General features: G+C 43.2%; 19 protein-coding genes, 1 tRNA gene and 4 pseudogenes. 12 read left to right on the top strand and 12 right to left on the bottom strand.

The window, feature by feature from the left end:
* Positions 1–110 precede the first annotated feature (110 nt).
* Positions 111–681 (top strand): annotated as a pseudogene (locus LEPTO7376_RS19485) (IS630 family transposase); the annotation flags it as partial.
* 13 nt (positions 682–694) lie between these two features.
* Here LEPTO7376_RS19485 and LEPTO7376_RS19480 read toward each other — a convergent pair.
* A pseudogene (locus tag LEPTO7376_RS19480) lies at positions 695–865 on the bottom strand (IS1 family transposase); the annotation flags it as partial.
* A 66-nt stretch (positions 866–931) separates the two neighbouring features.
* On the opposite strand from LEPTO7376_RS19480, the pseudogene LEPTO7376_RS19475 reads away from it, so the two are divergent.
* The 4 genes and pseudogenes from LEPTO7376_RS19475 to LEPTO7376_RS19460 all read left to right on the top strand — a co-directional run.
* Positions 932–1480: pseudogene (locus LEPTO7376_RS19475) on the top strand (IS630 family transposase); the annotation flags it as partial.
* Between the two features lie 17 nt (positions 1481–1497).
* Positions 1498–1846, top strand: a pseudogene (locus tag LEPTO7376_RS19470) (IS6 family transposase); the annotation flags it as partial.
* A gap of 420 nt (positions 1847–2266) precedes the next feature.
* Positions 2267–3304 (top strand): hypothetical protein, encoded by a 1038-nt coding sequence (locus LEPTO7376_RS19465; protein WP_015135780.1) that lies wholly within the window; start codon positions 2267–2269, stop codon positions 3302–3304.
* Positions 3297–3746, top strand: a complete 450-nt coding sequence (locus LEPTO7376_RS19460) for a TIGR03792 family protein (RefSeq protein ID WP_015135779.1) — start codon at positions 3297–3299, stop codon at positions 3744–3746. Before LEPTO7376_RS19465 ends, LEPTO7376_RS19460 begins: the two co-directional genes overlap by 8 nt.
* A gap of 14 nt (positions 3747–3760) precedes the next feature.
* Here the strand turns inward: LEPTO7376_RS19460 and LEPTO7376_RS19455 are convergent, their stop codons facing one another.
* On the bottom strand, positions 3761–5167 hold the full coding sequence (locus LEPTO7376_RS19455) for a sensor histidine kinase KdpD (protein WP_015135778.1): 1407 nt from the start codon (positions 5165–5167) through the stop codon (positions 3761–3763).
* 139 nt (positions 5168–5306) lie between these two features.
* Between LEPTO7376_RS19455 and LEPTO7376_RS19450 the strand changes: the two genes are divergently transcribed.
* The 3 genes from LEPTO7376_RS19450 (at position 5307) to LEPTO7376_RS19440 (ending at position 6649) form a co-directional block, all read left to right on the top strand.
* Positions 5307–5627, top strand: a complete 321-nt coding sequence (locus LEPTO7376_RS19450; protein ID WP_015135777.1) for a hypothetical protein — start codon at positions 5307–5309, stop codon at positions 5625–5627.
* A 290-nt stretch (positions 5628–5917) separates the two neighbouring features.
* The gene (locus LEPTO7376_RS26740) at positions 5918–6070 is read left to right on the top strand and encodes a hypothetical protein (RefSeq protein WP_162471211.1); all 153 of its coding nucleotides are present in this window, start codon (positions 5918–5920) and stop codon (positions 6068–6070) included.
* A 15-nt stretch (positions 6071–6085) separates the two neighbouring features.
* The gene (locus LEPTO7376_RS19440) at positions 6086–6649 is read left to right on the top strand and encodes a DUF697 domain-containing protein (RefSeq protein WP_015135776.1); all 564 of its coding nucleotides are present in this window, start codon (positions 6086–6088) and stop codon (positions 6647–6649) included.
* A 13-nt stretch (positions 6650–6662) separates the two neighbouring features.
* On the opposite strand, the gene LEPTO7376_RS19435 is transcribed toward LEPTO7376_RS19440, so the two are convergent.
* Positions 6663–7334, bottom strand: a complete 672-nt coding sequence (locus LEPTO7376_RS19435) for a class I SAM-dependent methyltransferase (protein WP_015135775.1) — start codon at positions 7332–7334, stop codon at positions 6663–6665.
* Between the two features lie 71 nt (positions 7335–7405).
* Here LEPTO7376_RS19435 and LEPTO7376_RS19430 point away from each other — a divergent pair, with 71 nt between their 5' ends.
* Positions 7406–7888, top strand: coding sequence for a hypothetical protein (locus LEPTO7376_RS19430; protein ID WP_160148522.1), 483 nt, complete (start codon positions 7406–7408; stop codon positions 7886–7888).
* 107 nt (positions 7889–7995) lie between these two features.
* Here LEPTO7376_RS19430 and LEPTO7376_RS19425 read toward each other — a convergent pair whose 3' ends face one another.
* Complete coding sequence (locus LEPTO7376_RS19425; protein ID WP_015135773.1) at positions 7996–8853, bottom strand: IS982 family transposase; 858 nt, start codon at positions 8851–8853, stop codon at positions 7996–7998.
* Positions 8854–8941: 88 nt separating this feature from the next.
* Between LEPTO7376_RS19425 and LEPTO7376_RS19420 the strand changes: the two genes are divergently transcribed.
* Positions 8942–9721: an IS982 family transposase gene (locus tag LEPTO7376_RS19420; RefSeq protein WP_071880716.1), complete on the top strand. Its 780-nt coding sequence runs from the start codon at positions 8942–8944 to the stop codon at positions 9719–9721.
* A gap of 32 nt (positions 9722–9753) precedes the next feature.
* Here LEPTO7376_RS19420 and LEPTO7376_RS19415 read toward each other — a convergent pair whose 3' ends face one another.
* The 5 genes from LEPTO7376_RS19415 to gcvP form a co-directional block, all read right to left on the bottom strand.
* Positions 9754–10383: an RNA methyltransferase gene (locus LEPTO7376_RS19415; protein WP_015135772.1), complete on the bottom strand. Its 630-nt coding sequence runs from the start codon at positions 10381–10383 to the stop codon at positions 9754–9756.
* Between the two features lie 114 nt (positions 10384–10497).
* The gene (locus tag LEPTO7376_RS27970) at positions 10498–11070 is read right to left on the bottom strand and encodes an IS630 family transposase (RefSeq protein WP_041763060.1); all 573 of its coding nucleotides are present in this window, start codon (positions 11068–11070) and stop codon (positions 10498–10500) included.
* A gap of 13 nt (positions 11071–11083) precedes the next feature.
* Positions 11084–11482 carry a transposase gene (locus LEPTO7376_RS27965; protein ID WP_225901096.1) on the bottom strand — a complete coding sequence of 133 codons (399 nt, stop codon included), beginning with the start codon at positions 11480–11482 and terminating at the stop codon, positions 11084–11086.
* A 5-nt stretch (positions 11483–11487) separates the two neighbouring features.
* Positions 11488–11826 carry a hypothetical protein gene (locus LEPTO7376_RS19400; RefSeq protein ID WP_051188827.1) on the bottom strand — a complete coding sequence of 113 codons (339 nt, stop codon included), beginning with the start codon at positions 11824–11826 and terminating at the stop codon, positions 11488–11490.
* A gap of 2 nt (positions 11827–11828) precedes the next feature.
* The gene (gcvP, locus tag LEPTO7376_RS19395) at positions 11829–14726 is read right to left on the bottom strand and encodes an aminomethyl-transferring glycine dehydrogenase (protein WP_015135771.1); all 2898 of its coding nucleotides are present in this window, start codon (positions 14724–14726) and stop codon (positions 11829–11831) included.
* 216 nt (positions 14727–14942) lie between these two features.
* Here gcvP and LEPTO7376_RS19390 point away from each other — a divergent pair.
* Positions 14943–15027, top strand: a tRNA-Leu gene (locus tag LEPTO7376_RS19390).
* A gap of 136 nt (positions 15028–15163) precedes the next feature.
* A protein-coding gene (locus tag LEPTO7376_RS26010; protein WP_015135770.1) for an IS1 family transposase occupies positions 15164–15888 on the top strand; the annotation gives its coding sequence in 2 pieces (ribosomal slippage) (positions 15164–15491 and positions 15491–15888; 726 coding nt in all).
* A 155-nt stretch (positions 15889–16043) separates the two neighbouring features.
* On the opposite strand, the gene LEPTO7376_RS19380 is transcribed toward LEPTO7376_RS26010, so the two are convergent.
* The 3 genes from LEPTO7376_RS19380 to LEPTO7376_RS19370 form a co-directional block, all read right to left on the bottom strand.
* Positions 16044–16295, bottom strand: coding sequence for a hypothetical protein (locus tag LEPTO7376_RS19380; RefSeq protein WP_015135769.1), 252 nt, complete (start codon positions 16293–16295; stop codon positions 16044–16046).
* Between the two features lie 106 nt (positions 16296–16401).
* Positions 16402–17160, bottom strand: a complete 759-nt coding sequence (locus LEPTO7376_RS19375; protein WP_015135768.1) for a hypothetical protein — start codon at positions 17158–17160, stop codon at positions 16402–16404.
* Between the two features lie 37 nt (positions 17161–17197).
* Positions 17198–17518 carry a Mo-dependent nitrogenase C-terminal domain-containing protein gene (locus LEPTO7376_RS19370; protein ID WP_015135767.1) on the bottom strand — a complete coding sequence of 107 codons (321 nt, stop codon included), beginning with the start codon at positions 17516–17518 and terminating at the stop codon, positions 17198–17200.
* Positions 17519–17727: the final 209 nt, after the last annotated feature.

Here is a 17727-nt window from a genome sequence, read left to right as displayed (position 1 = left end):
TTCTCCTTTTCTTTCCTTATCCAGAACTCACGTTCTTTAGGACTACCGATATTCTCTGTCAAGAGCTGGAACTAGAAGTATTGGTGGCGAAGAGGCATTGTCAACTTAATGCCTGTCAAAGTATTGAATTTACTCGAAAAAAAGACCTATCGATATCAAGAGAGAGATAAAGAATTAGAAAAAGCATTTGTGGCACAACTGAAGCAGTATGGCCAAGAACGACTCGTATATATCGATGAAAGTGGATTTGATAATACCTTAGATTATGGGTATGGCTACTGCCATAAGTCAGAGAGGTTTATCGCAGAGAAGTTAGGTCATCGTATAGAACGAGTTAGCGTGATTGGAGGATGGCGAGAGGGAGAGCAGATAGCACCGATGGTATTTGAGGGCTATGCCAACAGCGCCTTAGTTTGCCAATGGGTAGAGGATTGCTTAGTGCCAGAGTTGATTCCGGGTCAAATTATTATTCTGGATAATGCCAGTGTTCATCCAAAGGAAAGAATACAAACATTGGTGGCGAAGGCAGGATGTGAAGTGATATTTTTGCCACCCTACTCACCACACCTGAACAAGATAGAGAAGTTTTGGGGGAGGTTAAAGAAGGAGGTAAGTAAGCTCATCAAGAAGACTGAGGATTTGTTCGATGCCATCAGAATAGCCTTCTGTTCTATGTCCTAACCTTCTCCTTCGCTGCTATATACATCAATACAGCTTCTAATTTCATCCAGAGAGGCTTGCCCCGCTCTTTAGAAAAGCTTGTAAATTGATAATTGCACTGCTTACACTTAAATCGTTGACGATTTTTAGCGAATCCACTTTTGATGATGTCTTGAGCATTACATTGGGAGCAGTGAATTGTCATAGCGAGAATTTCTAGGAAACGACTCACTCCATTTTGCTATAGCATTACTTACTTGAAACTCTCGAAAAAAAGACCTATGGATATCAAGAAAGGGATGAACAGAAGCGACAGGAATTCAGACAAGGGTTGACAAGATTGAAACCCGAGCAAATCATCTACTGTGATGAGTCAGGAATGGATGAGCGAGATGGTCAGTATGACTATAGCTATAGTCCCGAAGGAGAAAGAGTTTACTCCCTCAAGTCAGAAAGTCGTCGCGGTAGAGTCAATATGATTGCAGCCTGGCATCAGGGTAGATTGTTTGCTCCCTTTACGGTGGAAGGCTCTTGTAATCGCCATGTGTTTGAGGTGTGGCTAGAGAATTGTTTACTACCAGAATTACAACCTCATCAGGTGTTGATTTTGGATAATGCCACTTTCCACAAGGGAGGGAGGATTGTAGAAATCCTTGCGCAAGCGAAATGTGAGGTGTGGTATATGCCTCCTTACTCACCAGATTTAAACAGAATTGAACAGTGTTGGTCTTGGTTGAAAACTCGTATCAGAAAGCAACTCAAATATAGTCAATCTCTCAGAGAGGCAATGGAGATGACTCTTCGTGATGCTATGTCTTAACTCTTTTGACCACTGCTATAGACGAAGTCGTGCTCAAAATAAAAGGCAAATATTACTACCTTTGGCGAGCCGTGGATAAAGAAGGTCAAACCCTAGATATTCTTCTGCAATCCAGACGAAATAGGGCAGCAGCAGAGAAGTTCTTCAAGAGATTGCTCAAGGGAGAAGGGACAGTTCCTAGAGTGATAGTCACCGATAAACTCAAGAGTTATGGAGCCGCTAAAAAGAACATACTCAAAGGGGTAGAGCATAGACAGCATAGAGGCTTGAATAATCGAGTATAGAATTCCCATCGACCGACGAGGGTGAGGGAAAGGCGAATGGGCAGATTCAAGTCCTCTGGTCATGCCCAACGATTTTTATCAGCATTTGAACCATACGAGGATACTTCCACCCACATCAACACCAGCATCCAGCCAAAGAATATCGGGAGATAATGAGCCAACGGATAGAGAGTTGGCAGAAACTCACATGCCTAGAGAAAGCTTTCTAAATCAGGAACAGCCGTCCTTGTAGAAAAATAGTGGCTACATTCCTAAAACCTTCAGTTAAGTTGACAATGCCTCACCCTAGGTGCTTGGCTAATATTTCGGAAGGGTAATAAAAAGTCCTCTAAGGATTAATCTCAAAAGATACGTCAGAAAAAGAGTTGGCGGCGATCGCCCGAAGCTTTATATAAATCAATAGATGTATTTAATCTCAGATAAATTCCTTGTCGGAATCAGGTATGCCTTCTAAAATCATTGAGGCTTACATTCAACCTGAGTGGAAAAAGATATTTCAACTATGACTAGCTTCTCTGAGATCGCAACAGAAGACCTTTCGGCAGCAGCTCTCCCTAGCAACGAATTTGGCTTTGAGCTGCCAGATCCAGAGGATGACAAGCTCCACGAGGCGGAATTTGAAAGTCAGATCGAACGAGCGTGGCAGGTGTGCGATCGCTTTGATCTCCAGACCGATATTTGGCGTGGCAGAATTATGCGGGCAGTACGTGATCGCGAAAAGAAAGGTGGCGATGGTCGCGGCACAGGTTTTCTCAATTGGCTCAAGCAACGGGAAATCACAAAAAGTCAAGCTTACAACCTCATCGAGCTAGCTAATAGTGCCGATACTCTGTTAGCCGACGGACAGCTAGATGAGAGTAGCATTAATAATTTCAGTAAAAATGCCTTCGTTGAAACTGCGAAATCTTCCCCCGAAATTCAGCAACTGATCTCCGAAGCAGCTCAAAAAGGCGATCGCATTACCCGTCGTGAAGTGAAGCAACTCTCTGATGAATGGACAACCATGAACTCAGATCTCTTGCCTGACGAAGTAAAAGAACAGGCTGCTAGTGGTGCATTACCAAGCCGTTTCTTATCTCCCCTCGTTAAAGAGATGGAGAAATTACCTGAGACACATGTTACGGCTATCCAAGAAGAGATTCGCGAAAAGCCTGATTCTGACACCGTTAAAAGCGTGACTACTGAGGCAAAAAGCCTAGCGAAATATATCGATGCCGCATCCCAAGTGCAAACCATTAAAAAAGCGAATATCGATCTCGAAATGGCATTGGAAGAGGCACTGCGCTTAGATTGTTTGGGGACTGCTGCGGACTTGGTGAAGCAAGCCACTCAGATGGAGCAGGTTGTCGTCAAGCTCTTTACCACTTGGAGGCGGATGGGCAAATTAGCTGACCGTCTCTACGTTGATACTGGCGCGAGTAATCCTTACCTGCGATCACTCCTCGGCTCCCTAGAAATCCTAAGTGGAGAAGTGATTGAAGTGGATCTCGATGAGTCTGGCGAAAGCAGTGTACGTTTACGGATTATTGGTGATGACTAAATTCAAGTCTTTACTACAAAAACTCAATCAAATTCTTCTCACCAGCATTTGCTGTGTGGCATTTTTAGGTCTGTTTCTCAGCTTTAAGACTGTTCCTGCGGCGGCTTCCCAAGATGAAATCATTGTTGAATGGTTGCAATTTTCAGTGCCCGAGGATGAGCAAGCGCTCTTCATCACCAAAGAGATTGAAATTTGGGATCCAGTTAATCGGCGATCGCCCGACTATATCGGCAAAGAGCTTTGGCAAAACGACAAACAGCCTGATCAACTGACCATGATTAACTATTGGCATGGCAAAAATCATCGCCAAAATATCACGCCAGCAATGGTCGAAAAAGCTGAAAAAGATTTTGATATCGCGGTGGGTAAAACCTACAAAATCTTAGAATCAAAAACCTTTAAACAGCTTTTCACTGACAGTTCTCTACTCGATAAAAAGTAGATCAGCCCACAACTTTAAATCGTGAGTGGTACGTTATTCCCAAGGGGTAAAAAGATTGTGAAAACATCTTCTCCAGAAGGCTTTTGGCGAATGCGAAGCTTCCCTCCGAGGGCCTGAAACAGATTTTTAGTCACATTCACATTGAGGCTCAAACTGCCCGTTTCCGGTTGGAAAATAAGCATCTGGCCAATTGCCTTTTCGAGACATTTTTGACCAATTCCCTGGGATTGCACCTCTAATTTCAACTGACTACCTGCCGTTGAAACATTGATCTCAACTTCAGAGCCCGAAGGCAAACGACGAGTAAAGGTTTCAATGAGACCGGAAAGCACTTGATCGAGCATCGCTGGATCACTCACGACTTGGGGCAAAGTTTTCGGTAAAAGTACTTTTAGTTCGACATTTCGCCGCTGAGCTTGCTTTTCCCAAAAAGGAATCCCATGGTGAAAAATTTGTTCGAGAGAAATCGGAATGAGCTGTACTTCACGGCAATGGGAAGGTGCTTCAAGCTCTGCTGCACGAAAGATTAATTCCATCCGCCGAATTTGCTCGTTACATTCCTGCTCAATTGTTTCGATGCGTTTCACAATGTCTGAAGTGAGCTGTTTTTTCTTCTTAAGCAACAGCTTTGTCATCGTCCGAATCGTAGTGAGTGGCGTTCGAATTTCGTGAGTCAATGCCTGCAAGAGTTCTAGCTCTGGCTGAATATCTCGGGCAACCGTGGATTTTTCTTTGGTAGAGTGCGTTTTTGGAGCGGCTGTGGGAACGACATTAATATCCGGCAGCGATCGCAACATCACCTGAGAGAAACGCGACACAAGCTTATAATCTGGTGCAACAGGGAGAAATTGCTGCCACAATTGCTGAATGGTCTGAAATTGAAATGGCTGAGAGAGAGCCATCCGCCATCGCAACATTTGCCAGAGTTCGCTGAGTACCTCTGGATCAAAAGAGAATTGGAATCCACCTTCCTCCGACGCAACCATCACAAAGCTAAACTTTGGGGTCAAGACAATACAAAACCGTTCTTTGTAGAGCGGATCGTTGGAAAAAAGTGGAAATTCTAAAAAATTATGGTTGGATTTACTGGGGCAATCATCCACAATGCCTGTCAGCATCAGCGTCTTAATGGCAACTTCTTGGATGCTTTTCGGCGCAAAGACAACCTGCTGATAAAAATCTGAAATTTGGCGATCGCAGAACATTGGACTAGGGCTTGAAAGAACCATCCCTGCATCCTGAGCTTGGGGGTTTTGCTCATGCAATAACAACTCTAGCGCGGCGATCGCCCCCCGCCATTGTCGACGACGTTGCGGTGCAGACATCGGAGATTGATTTCCATCATCACCCAGCGCATCCTGCAATACAGAACTAATCGTTTTGCTGATTTCTATTTGATTTAGTTCGAAATTTGCATTCATCAATTTCTTTCGACCAAGCTAAATTGATAATAAAGGTATCTTGAGCAAAACAGAATCTGTAGAACCGAACCTCATTAGGTGTGGATTTGCTCGATTTATTTATTCAGATTTATAGAAGCAACGTTTAAAACTGACATTGATGGACGCACAAACTCTCATTGAAATCGGTCATTTACAGCAACTAGTCCTCTTGATCAGTCATGAAAATATCAACTTTTACAGCCTCTATCGCTGGGCGATGTTGGGGATTACGCTCTTTAATGTTTTCAATGTTGTCGTCTCGATTTTGAAATATAAGCGATATTTTGATCGGCTACCCCTGTTCCTACAACGCTACTTTCAAGAAAAGACAAAAAAAATTCTCGGCAATAAGCTCAATGATAGCCATCGAGAAATTCAGATAAATCTCGGTTTATTAGGGATTTTGATCACCCTCAATATTGTCTTATTTTTTATCTAGAATCTGAGTTTAAGAGAGTTTAGTCAGTTTATTTTCAAGGCTTTTTAGCTATGAGATTAGAGTAAAAAAAATCACCATTAGCGTTTAGTAATCGTCATCGGAAACACAAATCCCCTTACACTTAATGCCATTTGTTGCGGTGCGTTTGCAGTGAGGACATAAGATTTTTTCTTCGGTTTTTGAGTCCGCAGAATTTTGTGGAGCTGTGTCTGACTGGGCCATTATTAAAAAATTTAGAATATTCGTAATTTTGCTTTCTTGATCGTAGTCATACTTAAAAGCGTTATGCAATGTCAGAAACCGAACAAACAGTACCGAGGCGATCGCCGCAACACCCAATTTCCAATTTCTGCCGAGATGACCAAACCTTAAGAATCACCCAAAAGAAAAATCAGGCTGACTATCATAGGAAAAAGGGAGCTCCAAATTCCCCTCAACTCTAGATTAGAGAAACAACAATGAGCCAAAGAACTGAAGCTGATGCCATCATCAAATCCCACGTTATCTGGGCAATGGGAGGTGGCCTCATTCCAATCCCTTTAGTTGATTTTGCGGCGGTCACAGCCATCCAGCTTGAAATGATTCAGCAGATCGCACAGGTTTATGGCGTCAACTATACGCGCAGTACAGGTAAAACCTTCGTCTCAGCTCTGACCGGAACAACTTTAGCGCGTCTCGGTGCCAGTTTTATCAAGGCAATTCCCGGCGTGGGATCAGTGATTGGTGGCGCATCGATGGCGATTACGTCTGGGGCTTCTACTTATGCGGTGGGCCAGGTGGTCGTCAATCATTTTGCGACGGGTGGTTCTCTCTCTGACTTTGTCGAGGAAAAGGTTAAATCAGCTTATGACAGCGCTTTCGAGAAAGGAAAAGGCTACGTGTCCGATCTCGAAAAAGAAGAAGGAGATACGGCCGCTGATATTTACCAAACCCTCGAAAAGTTGGGTCAACTCAAGGAGCAGGGCGTGCTCACAGAAGAGGAATTTCAGACAAAAAAGACGGAGCTGCTTGCTCGAATTTAAAAGTTATTCGGCACTATTGTTCATCAACAAAAATCAATGTCCAGTGACGTTCAGATGTTTGTTCAACGTTGGCAGTAGCTAAGCCTGTTTGATTCGCGATCGCCTGAATTTCATCAATCGTAAATGCGGCAAATAGCGAATCTCGAAAGAGCTTTAGTTGGTGAGCATCAAAATCAGCATCATCAACACCTGCAATAATTTTGTCAATTTTCGCGACACTAGTTGGTCGGAAGAGATCTCGCAAAATAATTGCTCCACCAGGTTTCAATAGCCGTCGCATCTCCTGGAAACAAGGCAGCGGATCTGGCAAGTGGTGAATCAAACTATTCGACATAATGACATCAAAATAGCGATCGCCAAATCGTAAGTCTTTCGAGTCCGCTAATTGCAACTGTATTTGGGAGGTGAAACCTGCCGCATCAACATTTTTTTGACCTACGGCCAACATCGATGGTGCTAAATCAGCGGCAATAATTTGCCATTGCGGGCGTTGCTCAGCGACAAAAATTGGAATTCTCGCCGTACCTGTCCCCAAATCTAAAACCGTTGCAGTAGGCTGCGGGTAAGTTGCGACCACTACATTTGCAAAATCTTGATTTACATCGGAAAAATCCATCGCATCATAGGCGATCGCCTCAGCGGGATCATCCATCACTTCCGGTTCCAAAATACGCGCAATAACCATTGATGACACTCTAAACACAAAAGGTTGCTTAAATTTTGTACACTGTGCGTGACTCTTTTACGACTATTTCCGTGAATCTACGCCTTCTTTCCTGTGCCAGTGTCTCATCTCTCAGCCTCATCACTCTCAACGCCTGCCAAAGTATTGACCCTGTAGTCTACGAATGTCAGGAGTTGCTTGAAACGATTAATGATGTCGTGATCGAGGCCCAAACAATTACTCAAGCTGAACAAACACTCGAAGGCGAAGAGCCGAACCTTGATGTCTGGCTCCAAGCAGCAGATACCTTAAAAACAGGAGCTGAGGCGATCGCCAATATTGATATCAGCAGCCCCATCCTAGAAAATTACCAAGACAAAATTAGCGAAGTCTACAGCGAGCAAGCAGCAGCAACATACAGTATGGTTGAAGCTTGGCAAAAGAAAAATCTTGAAACGGCTCTTGCAGCTCAAACACGCACTCAAGCTGCTGGTGAACTTGAGAAAACGATTGGTGAATCTTTAAATAATTACTGCCAAGACAAAGAAAAAGAATTACAGCAAACAGATACCTAATCTATTGATGATTAGGGAAGTGGGCGATCGCCACTCCAAATGTCCGCTCACAACAAAGGGTATGGTCAACTTAAGTTAACGTGAGTTCCGGATAAGGAAAAGAGACTCTAATTGAGTTGGAGAGAAGGTGTCTTAGGCTGATGACAAGAGGCAATCAAGCCACAGAGCAAATTGACGCAGAAGTTCGCTGGACTACGATGCCTAGAGTGCTCAATCTGAGAAATGTTCTTCAGTTGGTCAATCACGGTTTCAATCAAAGCTCGTTTACGAGCGATGAATGTATCTTGCCAGAGCATCAAGTGATTCTTCATATTGCGGCGAGGTTTAGCAATTAACATCACATCATGTTCTTCTTTGAGATGTTGTGCCAGAGCTTGGGACACATAGCCCTTATCTCCAAAGACTTTGCTGAATAAATTCCGTAACAGTTCGACGACAGGCTTTCTGTCATCAATATTGCCAGGAGTGATTTGTACATGAAGTAATTCTCCCCGATCATTAATGACCAGATGGAGTTTGAAGCCAAAGAACCACCCAACAGAGGTTTTACCTCTAGCGGCATGACCGTTAAAGACTCGATGTTGGACAATACGGCGATTGTGACAAACTTTGATACTGGTGGCATCAATGAAACTAATGCCTGTGCAATCTCCATAACAGTCACATAAATAGGCACATAGAGGCACTAAGCTGGAGGGCATCCATGCCACAAAGCGTTGATAACTCACTGCTTTGGGAAAGGCTTTTTGCCAATAGTGTCGCATCATCAGGAGATAGAAATACTTGAAATTACGATAGTGAGATTGATGAAAAGCGATGAGTATCGTCATCACCTCACTCAAGCTTAGGCTTCTAGAACGGTGACGATACCTTTTGCAAGAGCTAAGTAATTCTTGATGCCACTGAGGTTCAAAGACTGGGCAGAAATCGTCAACGTCACAAAATAAAGCGTCTAAACTAAGCATAGGAGAAAGTGCATATTGTGGAAGTTAATAAGCAGTCCACCAGCTTCTCCCATGACCAGTCTTTGAACCTCAATGGCAACAGCAATTACTGGCCTCAAAGCAAAAGCGACGGCGTCGCCCCAGAAGCCTTAGTCTCAGCGAGATAATGACGATATTGATTGCTTTTCACCAATCTCACTATCGTAATTTCAAGTATTTCTATCTCCTGATGATGCGACACTATTGGCAAAAAGCCTTTCCCAAAGCAGTGAGTTATCAACGCTTTGTGGCATGGATGCCCTCCAGCTTAGTGCCTCTATGTGCCTATTTATGTGACTGTTATGGAGATTGCACAGGCATTAGTTTCATTGATGCCACCAGTATCAAAGTTTGTCACAATCGCCGCATCTCTCAACATCGCGTTTTTGAAGGTCATGCCGCTCGAGGTAAAACCTCTGTGGGTTGGTTCTTTGGTTTCAAACTACATCTGATTATCAATGACCGTGGAGAATTACTCAATGTTAAAATCACGCCTGGCAACACCGATGATAGAAAACCGGTAGTGGAGCTTTTGAAAGGGTTATCGGGAAAAGTCTTTGCCGATAAAGGTTACGTCTCTCAAGCTCTGGCACAGTATTTACAAGAAGAATATGATGTGAGGCTTCTAGCTAAGCCTCGTCGCAATATGAAGAATCACCGGATGCTTTGGCGTGACAAAGTTTTGGCCCGCAAGCGAGCTTTGATTGAGACAGTCATTGACCAACTGAAGAATATTTCTCAGATTGAGCATTCCCGCCACCGCAGTCCTGCCAATTTTTGTGTCAACTTGCTTTGTTGTCTCATTGCCTATTGTCATCAGCCCAAGAAACCCTCTCTAAAACTTGATTAGAACATTTATTCCTTATCCCGAACTCACGTTAGTTAGTATTTTTCTGCATTAATTGGGCGACGCTTTCCACTTCTTTTATATTGTTTTTGATATTCACGGCGTTGCTTTGTCACTTCATATAAAACAATCCCCGATGTTGTGCCCAAATTTAGGCTTTCAACCATGCCAAACATCGGAATACTCACACACATTTCACTGTTTTTCACAGCAACCTTACTAATACCGTGGGATTCATTCCCAAACCATACTGCTAATTTCGTATAAACAGTGTAATCAACTTCATGGAGGATGCAGTTTCTTTCACCTTTAATATGTGGTGAAGTAACGATAGAGTGAAAGTGCTTATTCTTAAGATGAGCTAAGCAATCTTCTGTTGAATCAAAGCGTTTTACAAAACTCCATTTGATTGCAGAGACAGAAAGCCGCGATAAAGATTTACGTTCTCGCATATCTTGCCAATCATCAGGCAATTTTTTGAAAGGATCGATAATATAGGTTTTTTCAACTCCCAAAGCATTGACATTGCGAATTACTGAGCCGATATTTTCAATGTATTTGGGGTTTTCTATAACAGCAATTAAATTTTTACATTGATATCCTTTAATCTCATCTGCTCTTTTTCGTGCAGCACTTTTCTGCGTAGTATTTTCTTCGGATGTCATTCTGTATCTCCTCCAATTGAGCTTTTTTCCCTAATCGGCATCTAGAAAAAAAAGTATTTCTTCATGGTTTTTGAGAACTATGGCGATCGCCTCCTCTTTTTTGTATAGCAATTTCTAGTCGAGTGAGGTGCAATAGCAGCAATGTGTAAACCAGCATCGAATATCATCAAGGGTAATCTTGGAAAAAGCTACCTCAATTGCCTTGTCTAGAGCTAGATAAGTTCTTGCCCCGATACTTTTCAAGGTACTTTTCAACTTTGACCAGCAATTTTCAATGGGTGAAAAATCTGGAGAATAGGGAGGAAGGTAAATCAACTTAGCTCCCACGGCCTCAATCATTGTGCGTACTGACTCTCCTAAATGAATCGAACAGTTATCCATCACCACACATGCTCCCGCCCATAAGTTTGGTATTAACTTCTGGCTGATGAATGCTTCAAAGGTTAATCCATCCGTACTCCCCAGCAGATGATAATTAGCGACCATTCCCTTGAAGCCTAATGCTCCAATCAAAGAAACATTCTTGCCTCGTTTACTGGATTTCGGACTATAAGCTCGTTTCCCTTTCTCAGAACGTGCCCTCAGTCTTGTCATGGCTAAGTTCACGCCCGATTCATCGATAAAAATCAAGTTTTTCGCTAGAGTCGCTTGCATTTTCTGCCAAAAATCATATCTGGCTTGTTGCACTCGTTTTGTCGCCTTAAGGTCTGGATAGAATGTTTTTTTTGAGGCTATATCCCATTCTTCTTAAGGTGCGATGCATGGTGCTATTGGCCACACGGAGACCAGTGCGTTTCTCCATCTCATCACATAGTTCCGCTAGCGTCGCATCGTTTTTCTTGGTGAGCAACTGGCGCAATATTGTTTGATGCTCTTCGTTTAATTTGGGAGGTGTTTGTTGGCTTCGTTTTTTCGGAGCAATCGACCCTGTCAGTCGTTTTTGGTCGAGGAGCTTTTGTACAAAACTTTTCGCCACTCCAAATTGTCGGGCAAGACTACTTTGACTCACACCACCCCTTTCGTAGGCATCCACTATTTTCTGTCTTAAGTCTAATGAGTAGGCTTTCGGCAAGATGCTACTTTCTTCCTCACCAGTCAACTCACCTATACTACTTCATACACCTTGCTAGGCTGAAATTTGCTGTAAGGCATTACGGCAACTACATCATGGTAAACCCGATATAGAGCACCATTAATGCCATCATTTCTATTGATAAAATATGGATCGCCACTACCAATCAAACAAATTGCCACCGGAATAAAACCATCTGGAGCAACAGCAATGCCTGGATAAAATTCCTCACTTTCTTCTATCGCTTCATTCTCATTAAAAAATTGTAACTCAGCGCCGAGCCCCGATAAATCTTTGGATTTAGGAATGGTGGCGCTTTTGCCAGTTAGATAATGCTGTGCGAGAAAGTCAGACCAATATCGAGGAAACATTGTTATTCGTTTTTGTAAGCATCCATTCCTTCACATGAACAAACAAGGTTGCGATCGCCAAACGCATTATTAATTCTGCCAACAGATGCCCAGAACTTCGATTCTTTGAGCCAAGCCGTAGGATAAGCTGCCACTTCGCGGGAATAAGGATGCTCCCAATCTCCACAGATTAAAGATTCAGCAGTATGGGGAGAATTTTTGACGGGATTATCATCCTTGGCAATATTGCCGACTTCAATCTGGCGCACTTCCTCACGAATCGCAATCATTGCATCACAGAATCGATCTACTTCCTCAAGAGATTCACTTTCTGTTGGCTCGATCATCATCGTTCCAGCCACAGGCCAAGAAATGGTTGGTGCATGGAAGCCATAATCCATCAGTCGTTTTGCAATATCTTCCACTGTGATTTCCGCAGACTTTCGCATTTGGCGCAGGTCGATAATACATTCATGGGCAACACAATCATTTGCCCCCTTAAACAGCACTGGGTAATGCTCATCCAAGCGTTTAGCCATATAGTTTGCACTGAGGATTGCTGTTTTAGTGGCCTTTGTTAATCCCTCAGAACCCATCATGGCAATGTACATCCATGAAATTGGCAGGATGCTCGCACTACCCAAAGGAGCTGCCGAAATGAAACCGATATTGGTTTCATTTTCTGTGAGCTCGGTTTTGGGGAGGTAAGGAACTAAATGTGCTGCAACACAAATAGGGCCAACGCCAGGTCCACCACCACCGTGAGGGATACAGAAGGTTTTGTGTAGGTTGAGGTGACAAACATCTGCACCAAAATCACCGGGACGACAAACGCCGACTAAGGCATTCATGTTTGCGCCATCGAGATAAACTTGACCGCCATGGCTATGGATAATCTCACAGATACCTTTGATGCCTTCCTCGAACACACCGTGAGTTGAGGGATAGGTCACCATCAATGCTGCGAGATTATCTTTATACTTTTCAGCCTTGGCTTTGAGATCTTCAATTTCAATATCACCCTGACTGCTACAGCATTTCACCGGCACAACTTTAAAGCCACACATCACCGCACTGGCAGGGTTAGTGCCATGGGCAGATTCTGGAATTAGACAAATATTACGTTGGCGATCACCGTTCTTGATATGAAACTGACGGATAACTTGCAAGCCAGCATATTCCCCTTGAGAACCCGCATTCGGTTGGAGTGAAACCCCAGCAAAACCTGTGATTTCTGCGAGCCAGCCTTCTAGCTGGTCACACATTTCCTTATATCCTGCTGTTTGGCTACGGGGAGCAAAGGGATGAATTTTACCGAAGCTTGCCCAGGTGACCGGAATCATTTCCGCTGTCGCATTGAGTTTCATCGTGCAGGAACCCAATGGAATCATCGATGTGGTCAAGGATAAGTCCTTACTTTGGAGATGATGAATATAGCGTAAAAGTTCGGTTTCAGACCGGTGAGTATTGAAAACAGGATCGGTTAAAAATGCGCTGGTACGCAGGAGATTTTCCGGCAAAGCATCGGTGATTTCCCGCTCGATTTGTTCAAGGGTAAAGGGCAATTTTTCTTGTTCAGCAAAAAATCCCCATACAGCTTTCACGTCATCAGTGGTGCAAGTCTCATCAAAGCTAATGCCGATTTTTCCATCATCAAAATAGCGCAGATTATATTCTGCTGCTTCTGCATTTTCGCGAATAGTTGTAGCTTGTTCTGTTGTCGCGATCACCTGAATCGTATCGAATGTAATGGTCGAACTAATTCCAAAACCTAATTTTTCTAAACCTTTCGCACAAATTTGGGTCAACTGGTGAATTTCCGTGGCGATCGCCTTCAGGCCTTCAGCACCGTGATACACCCCATACATTGAGGCCATTACGGCGAGAAGAACCTGAGCCGTGCAAATATTACTGGTCGCTTTGTCACGACGAATATGTTGTTCACGGGTTTGTAGTGCTAAACGTAACGCAGGTTTACCGTGAACATCCTTCGAAACGCCTACAATTCTGCCGGGGATTTGACGCTTAAACTTTTCCTTCGTCGCAAAGAATGCTGCGTGGGGGCCACCATAACCCAATGGAACCCCAAATCTTTGGCTGGTTCCAACTGCAATGTCTGCACCCATTTCACCGGGCGTTTTCAGCAAACATAAGCTCATTAGATCGGTTGCGACTGTCGCAAATGCTTTTTGGTTGTGGACTTTTTCGATAAATTCGCTGTAATCAAAAACCGAGCCATTGGTCGCCGGATATTGCAGCAGTGCCCCAAACACATCTTCGGTTACTTCAAAGGTTTCGTGATTACCAATGACCACATTGATATCGAGGGGCATCGCACGGGTCAGTACAACTTCGATTGTTTGGGGATGGCATAATTCCGACACAAAAAAGGTATTGGCTGTTTTCTTCTTGCAGAGTCCATAACTCATGCTCATTGCTTCGGCGGCGGCGGTTCCTTCATCGAGTAGTGACGCATTGGCAATTTCTAATCCAGTCAGCTCAATCACCATGGTCTGGAAATTTAAAAGCGCCTCTAATCTGCCTTGAGCAATTTCTGCTTGGTAGGGTGTATAAGCGGTGTACCAACCCGGATTTTCTAAAACATTTCGCTGGATGACAGGTGGCGTGACGCAATCGTAATAGCCCATCCCAATCAAATTTTTGAAAACTTTGTTTTGGTTGGCGATCGTCTCAAGATCTGAAAGCGCTTTTACTTCAGTTCGTGCGTGGGGAAGACCGAGTTCTAATTTCTGACGAATTGGATCAGGCACAGTCTGACTAATAAGATCTTCGAGAGAATCAAACCCCAAAAATGCCAACATTTTTGCTGCTGCATCATCACTAATCCCGATATGACGGCGGATAAACGCTTCATTTTTCGGAGTTGCTGGCAGAGTAGGGAGCTGTTGCAGATTGACCATGAAATCACCAGAAAATTACAGGATTAGAATTGATCATATTATTAACGAAACGCAATATTTTGTTTCTATATCCAAGGAGACATTAATCTTAACTAGCTTTAATTCTGCCTATTTTTCGTTGCTTTTCGACGTCTTTCCTAAATTATCATCTGAAATAAAACTTCATAACTTGCTGAATCAAAAAAACTGTGATTAACTTGTGAGAGTGCCCGAAACGGGGGTGTGGCGGAATGGTAGACGCTGCGGACTTAAAATCCGTTGACTGTTATAGGTCGTGAGAGTTCAAGTCTCTCTACCCCCATCTAAAAATATTGAAAGTAGATAAGCCCTGATTAATTCTGCTTAAGTCTTTCTTGTTTAATCTATTTCTTTTCGAGAGTTTCAAGTAAGTAATGCTATAACAAAATGGAGTGAGTCGTTTCCTTGGAAGTCTCGCTATGACAATTCACTGTCCCCAATGTAATGCTCAAGACATCATCAAAAGTGGATTCGCTAAAAATCGTCAACGATTTAAGTGTAAGCAGTGCAATTATCAATTTACAAGCTTTTCTAAAGAGCGGGGCAAGCCTCTCTGGATGAAATTAGAAGCTGTATTGATGTATATGAGTGGTATGTCCATGAATGCGACAGCCAAGATTCTCGGTGTATCAGCTCAATCAGTGCTCAATTGGGTAAGAGATTTCGGTGAAGCCAATTATGAAAAGCCCACTCCTGAGTCTGCTGTCGTGGTGGAGCTAGATGAGCTATGGCATTTTATCCAAGAGAAAAAAACAAACTTTGGGTCTGGAAAGCATATGACCGTAATACTGGGCGACTCATTGACTGGGAATTGGGAAGTCGTGATAGTCGAACTTTAGGTCATTTACTAGAGCGGTTATCGCAATGGCAAATCACTGTCTATTGCACCGATAATTGGGAACCCTATCAACAGCTATTAGAGAATCACCCAGATGCTTTTCATGTCATTAGCAAGAAAGAGACAATAGCAATTGAGAGAAACAACTCAGACAATCGCCATTGGTTTGCTCGGTTTCATCGCAGGACGAAGGTCGTCTCTAAATCAAAACACATGGTGGACTTGAGCATGGCACTGTTTGCGAAATTTAGAGTGAATGGAAGTATTGAGCTACTGCGCAATTGGCGTTTAACATTACTCTCTTGAAACTCTCTTCTTTTCTTTATCTCCGAAGCAGAGTTCGTTATTTGAACATGCACAAAAAATAAGGGCTATGGTGTTCTTTCTCCATAGCCCAAATCCATATATTGCTTTTTTCGGCGATCGCCTAACCTATTTACGAACTGGCAAATCCTAAATTTTTAGAAGCGTTCAACACTACCAAGGAAAATCGGTTCAACGCGAATAGCATGAATGCTTGCGGGACGAACCACCATAAATTCTCCTTGGAGATTTTTTATGGGGACATTAATAAAACCCTTCTCATCAGCTTTTGGGATGAAAATATTGCTGTACCATTTCTGAAACTCTTTGATATCAGCGAAACGGACTTCCTCACGGTGACCACCTTCGATTAGGAAGTAAACGGCATATTCGTCTGCTTGTCTGGGCATAGCGTTGCTTGTCTTAAAAAAGTTGGAATAAAAGAATTAAAGCGTGGAGATAACCGTGAAATACAGTCTCCAGACTTAGTTTATCTCAGGTTGCTCAGAATGTAATTTAAGAAATCAGACGGTATGGTTGCAGGCTACTTTCAAGGAGAGTTGGCAACATTTTGGCCAGTTCTTGTTGGCTACTAAAGCCTAATTGACGGTGTTCTGGCAGATCAAATGGCATTGTCCCTGTTAGCTCTGAATCGGTTTGGGATAGTAATAAAATTTGATTAGTGTGTTTATTTTGTAAGCTATAGCCGAGTTCCAAGGCTACTTGCGGGTCGCAAATTAGTCGTCCGTTCTGCTCGGCGATCGCCGTAACATCGACTATATGCAATAGACTCTGCCGAATCGCCCGCAACTGAGTATTATTTACGCGCCAAGGTGCATCTGTTGGCGCTTGGGAAAGCTTAAGTTCGATGGGTATCCGGCTGGATTTATTCAGTACTTCTATAGCTTTCTCTAGTTCTATGGCGATCGCCTGATTAACCTTTTCCTTAACCGCTTGTGCACTCACAAAAATATACGGTTGGAGCCAGTTTGCTGTTTGTTTTTTTGCAAAGTAAATCTCTTGCGACAGTAAATCGACATTGGCGATTTCGTACGAACCACTGCCTTCAATATAAAATTCGACCGTTTCTCCCTCAAGGTAACGCTGAAACCAAACCGAGCTTTCGATAGATTTCGCTTCGTCGAGAAAATCAGTCCGCATTGCGGACTTCAACAGACTATTACGATTTAGCCGTAGATCATGGGGACGCTGAATCACATCAGCAACGGGCTGGTAATACTCCAAATACCAAGCCTTAAGCGCAATGATTGCCATGGGAGATATGCTCGATCAAAAATCAGTACTGATGATCTTAGCAGTAAACTCCGATATCTTCACCTACTTCATCGGCGAGATAGCATAATGCCCGGAAACGGAGCGCCACGAGTTCATCATAAACAGGGTTAAGTTTGCAGAGGGGCGGAATACTGAATAGGACGCGGCCGAGTAAGCTGACATCACGAGCAAAGGGACATTGGGCTGGAATAAGACGGCATACGAGACGAGCTGACTCTGCTTCAGAAAACTCGATGGCATTGAGCCAAAACCGGAGAGATTGAAAAATATCGAAACGACGGTTTTCGAAAGAACCAGAATACTGGAGATTGTTGCGATTATTGTCTGAAAGTTGCATAGTGAGTGCCTAGATAGTTAGGGACTATTGGAGTAGAAACGTCCTCACTCAAAATGTTCGAAGCGTGGAGGTTTCTTTCTATGTTTCTCTTCAAAGTTTTAGGGGAGAATTACAAAAAATATTTGTAATTTCAACGGAACGAATCAACTGCTTACTCTAAAGAAGGGAGAGAAAAATAGACTTTTGTTTAACTTAATTCCAGTATCTCT

The sequence above is a fragment of the [Leptolyngbya] sp. PCC 7376 genome (genome assembly GCF_000316605.1).
Lineage (GTDB): Bacteria > Cyanobacteriota > Cyanobacteriia > Cyanobacteriales > MRBY01 > MRBY01.
Note: the sequence above shows the minus strand (reverse complement) of the source record. Positions and strands in the feature narration are given on the sequence as shown.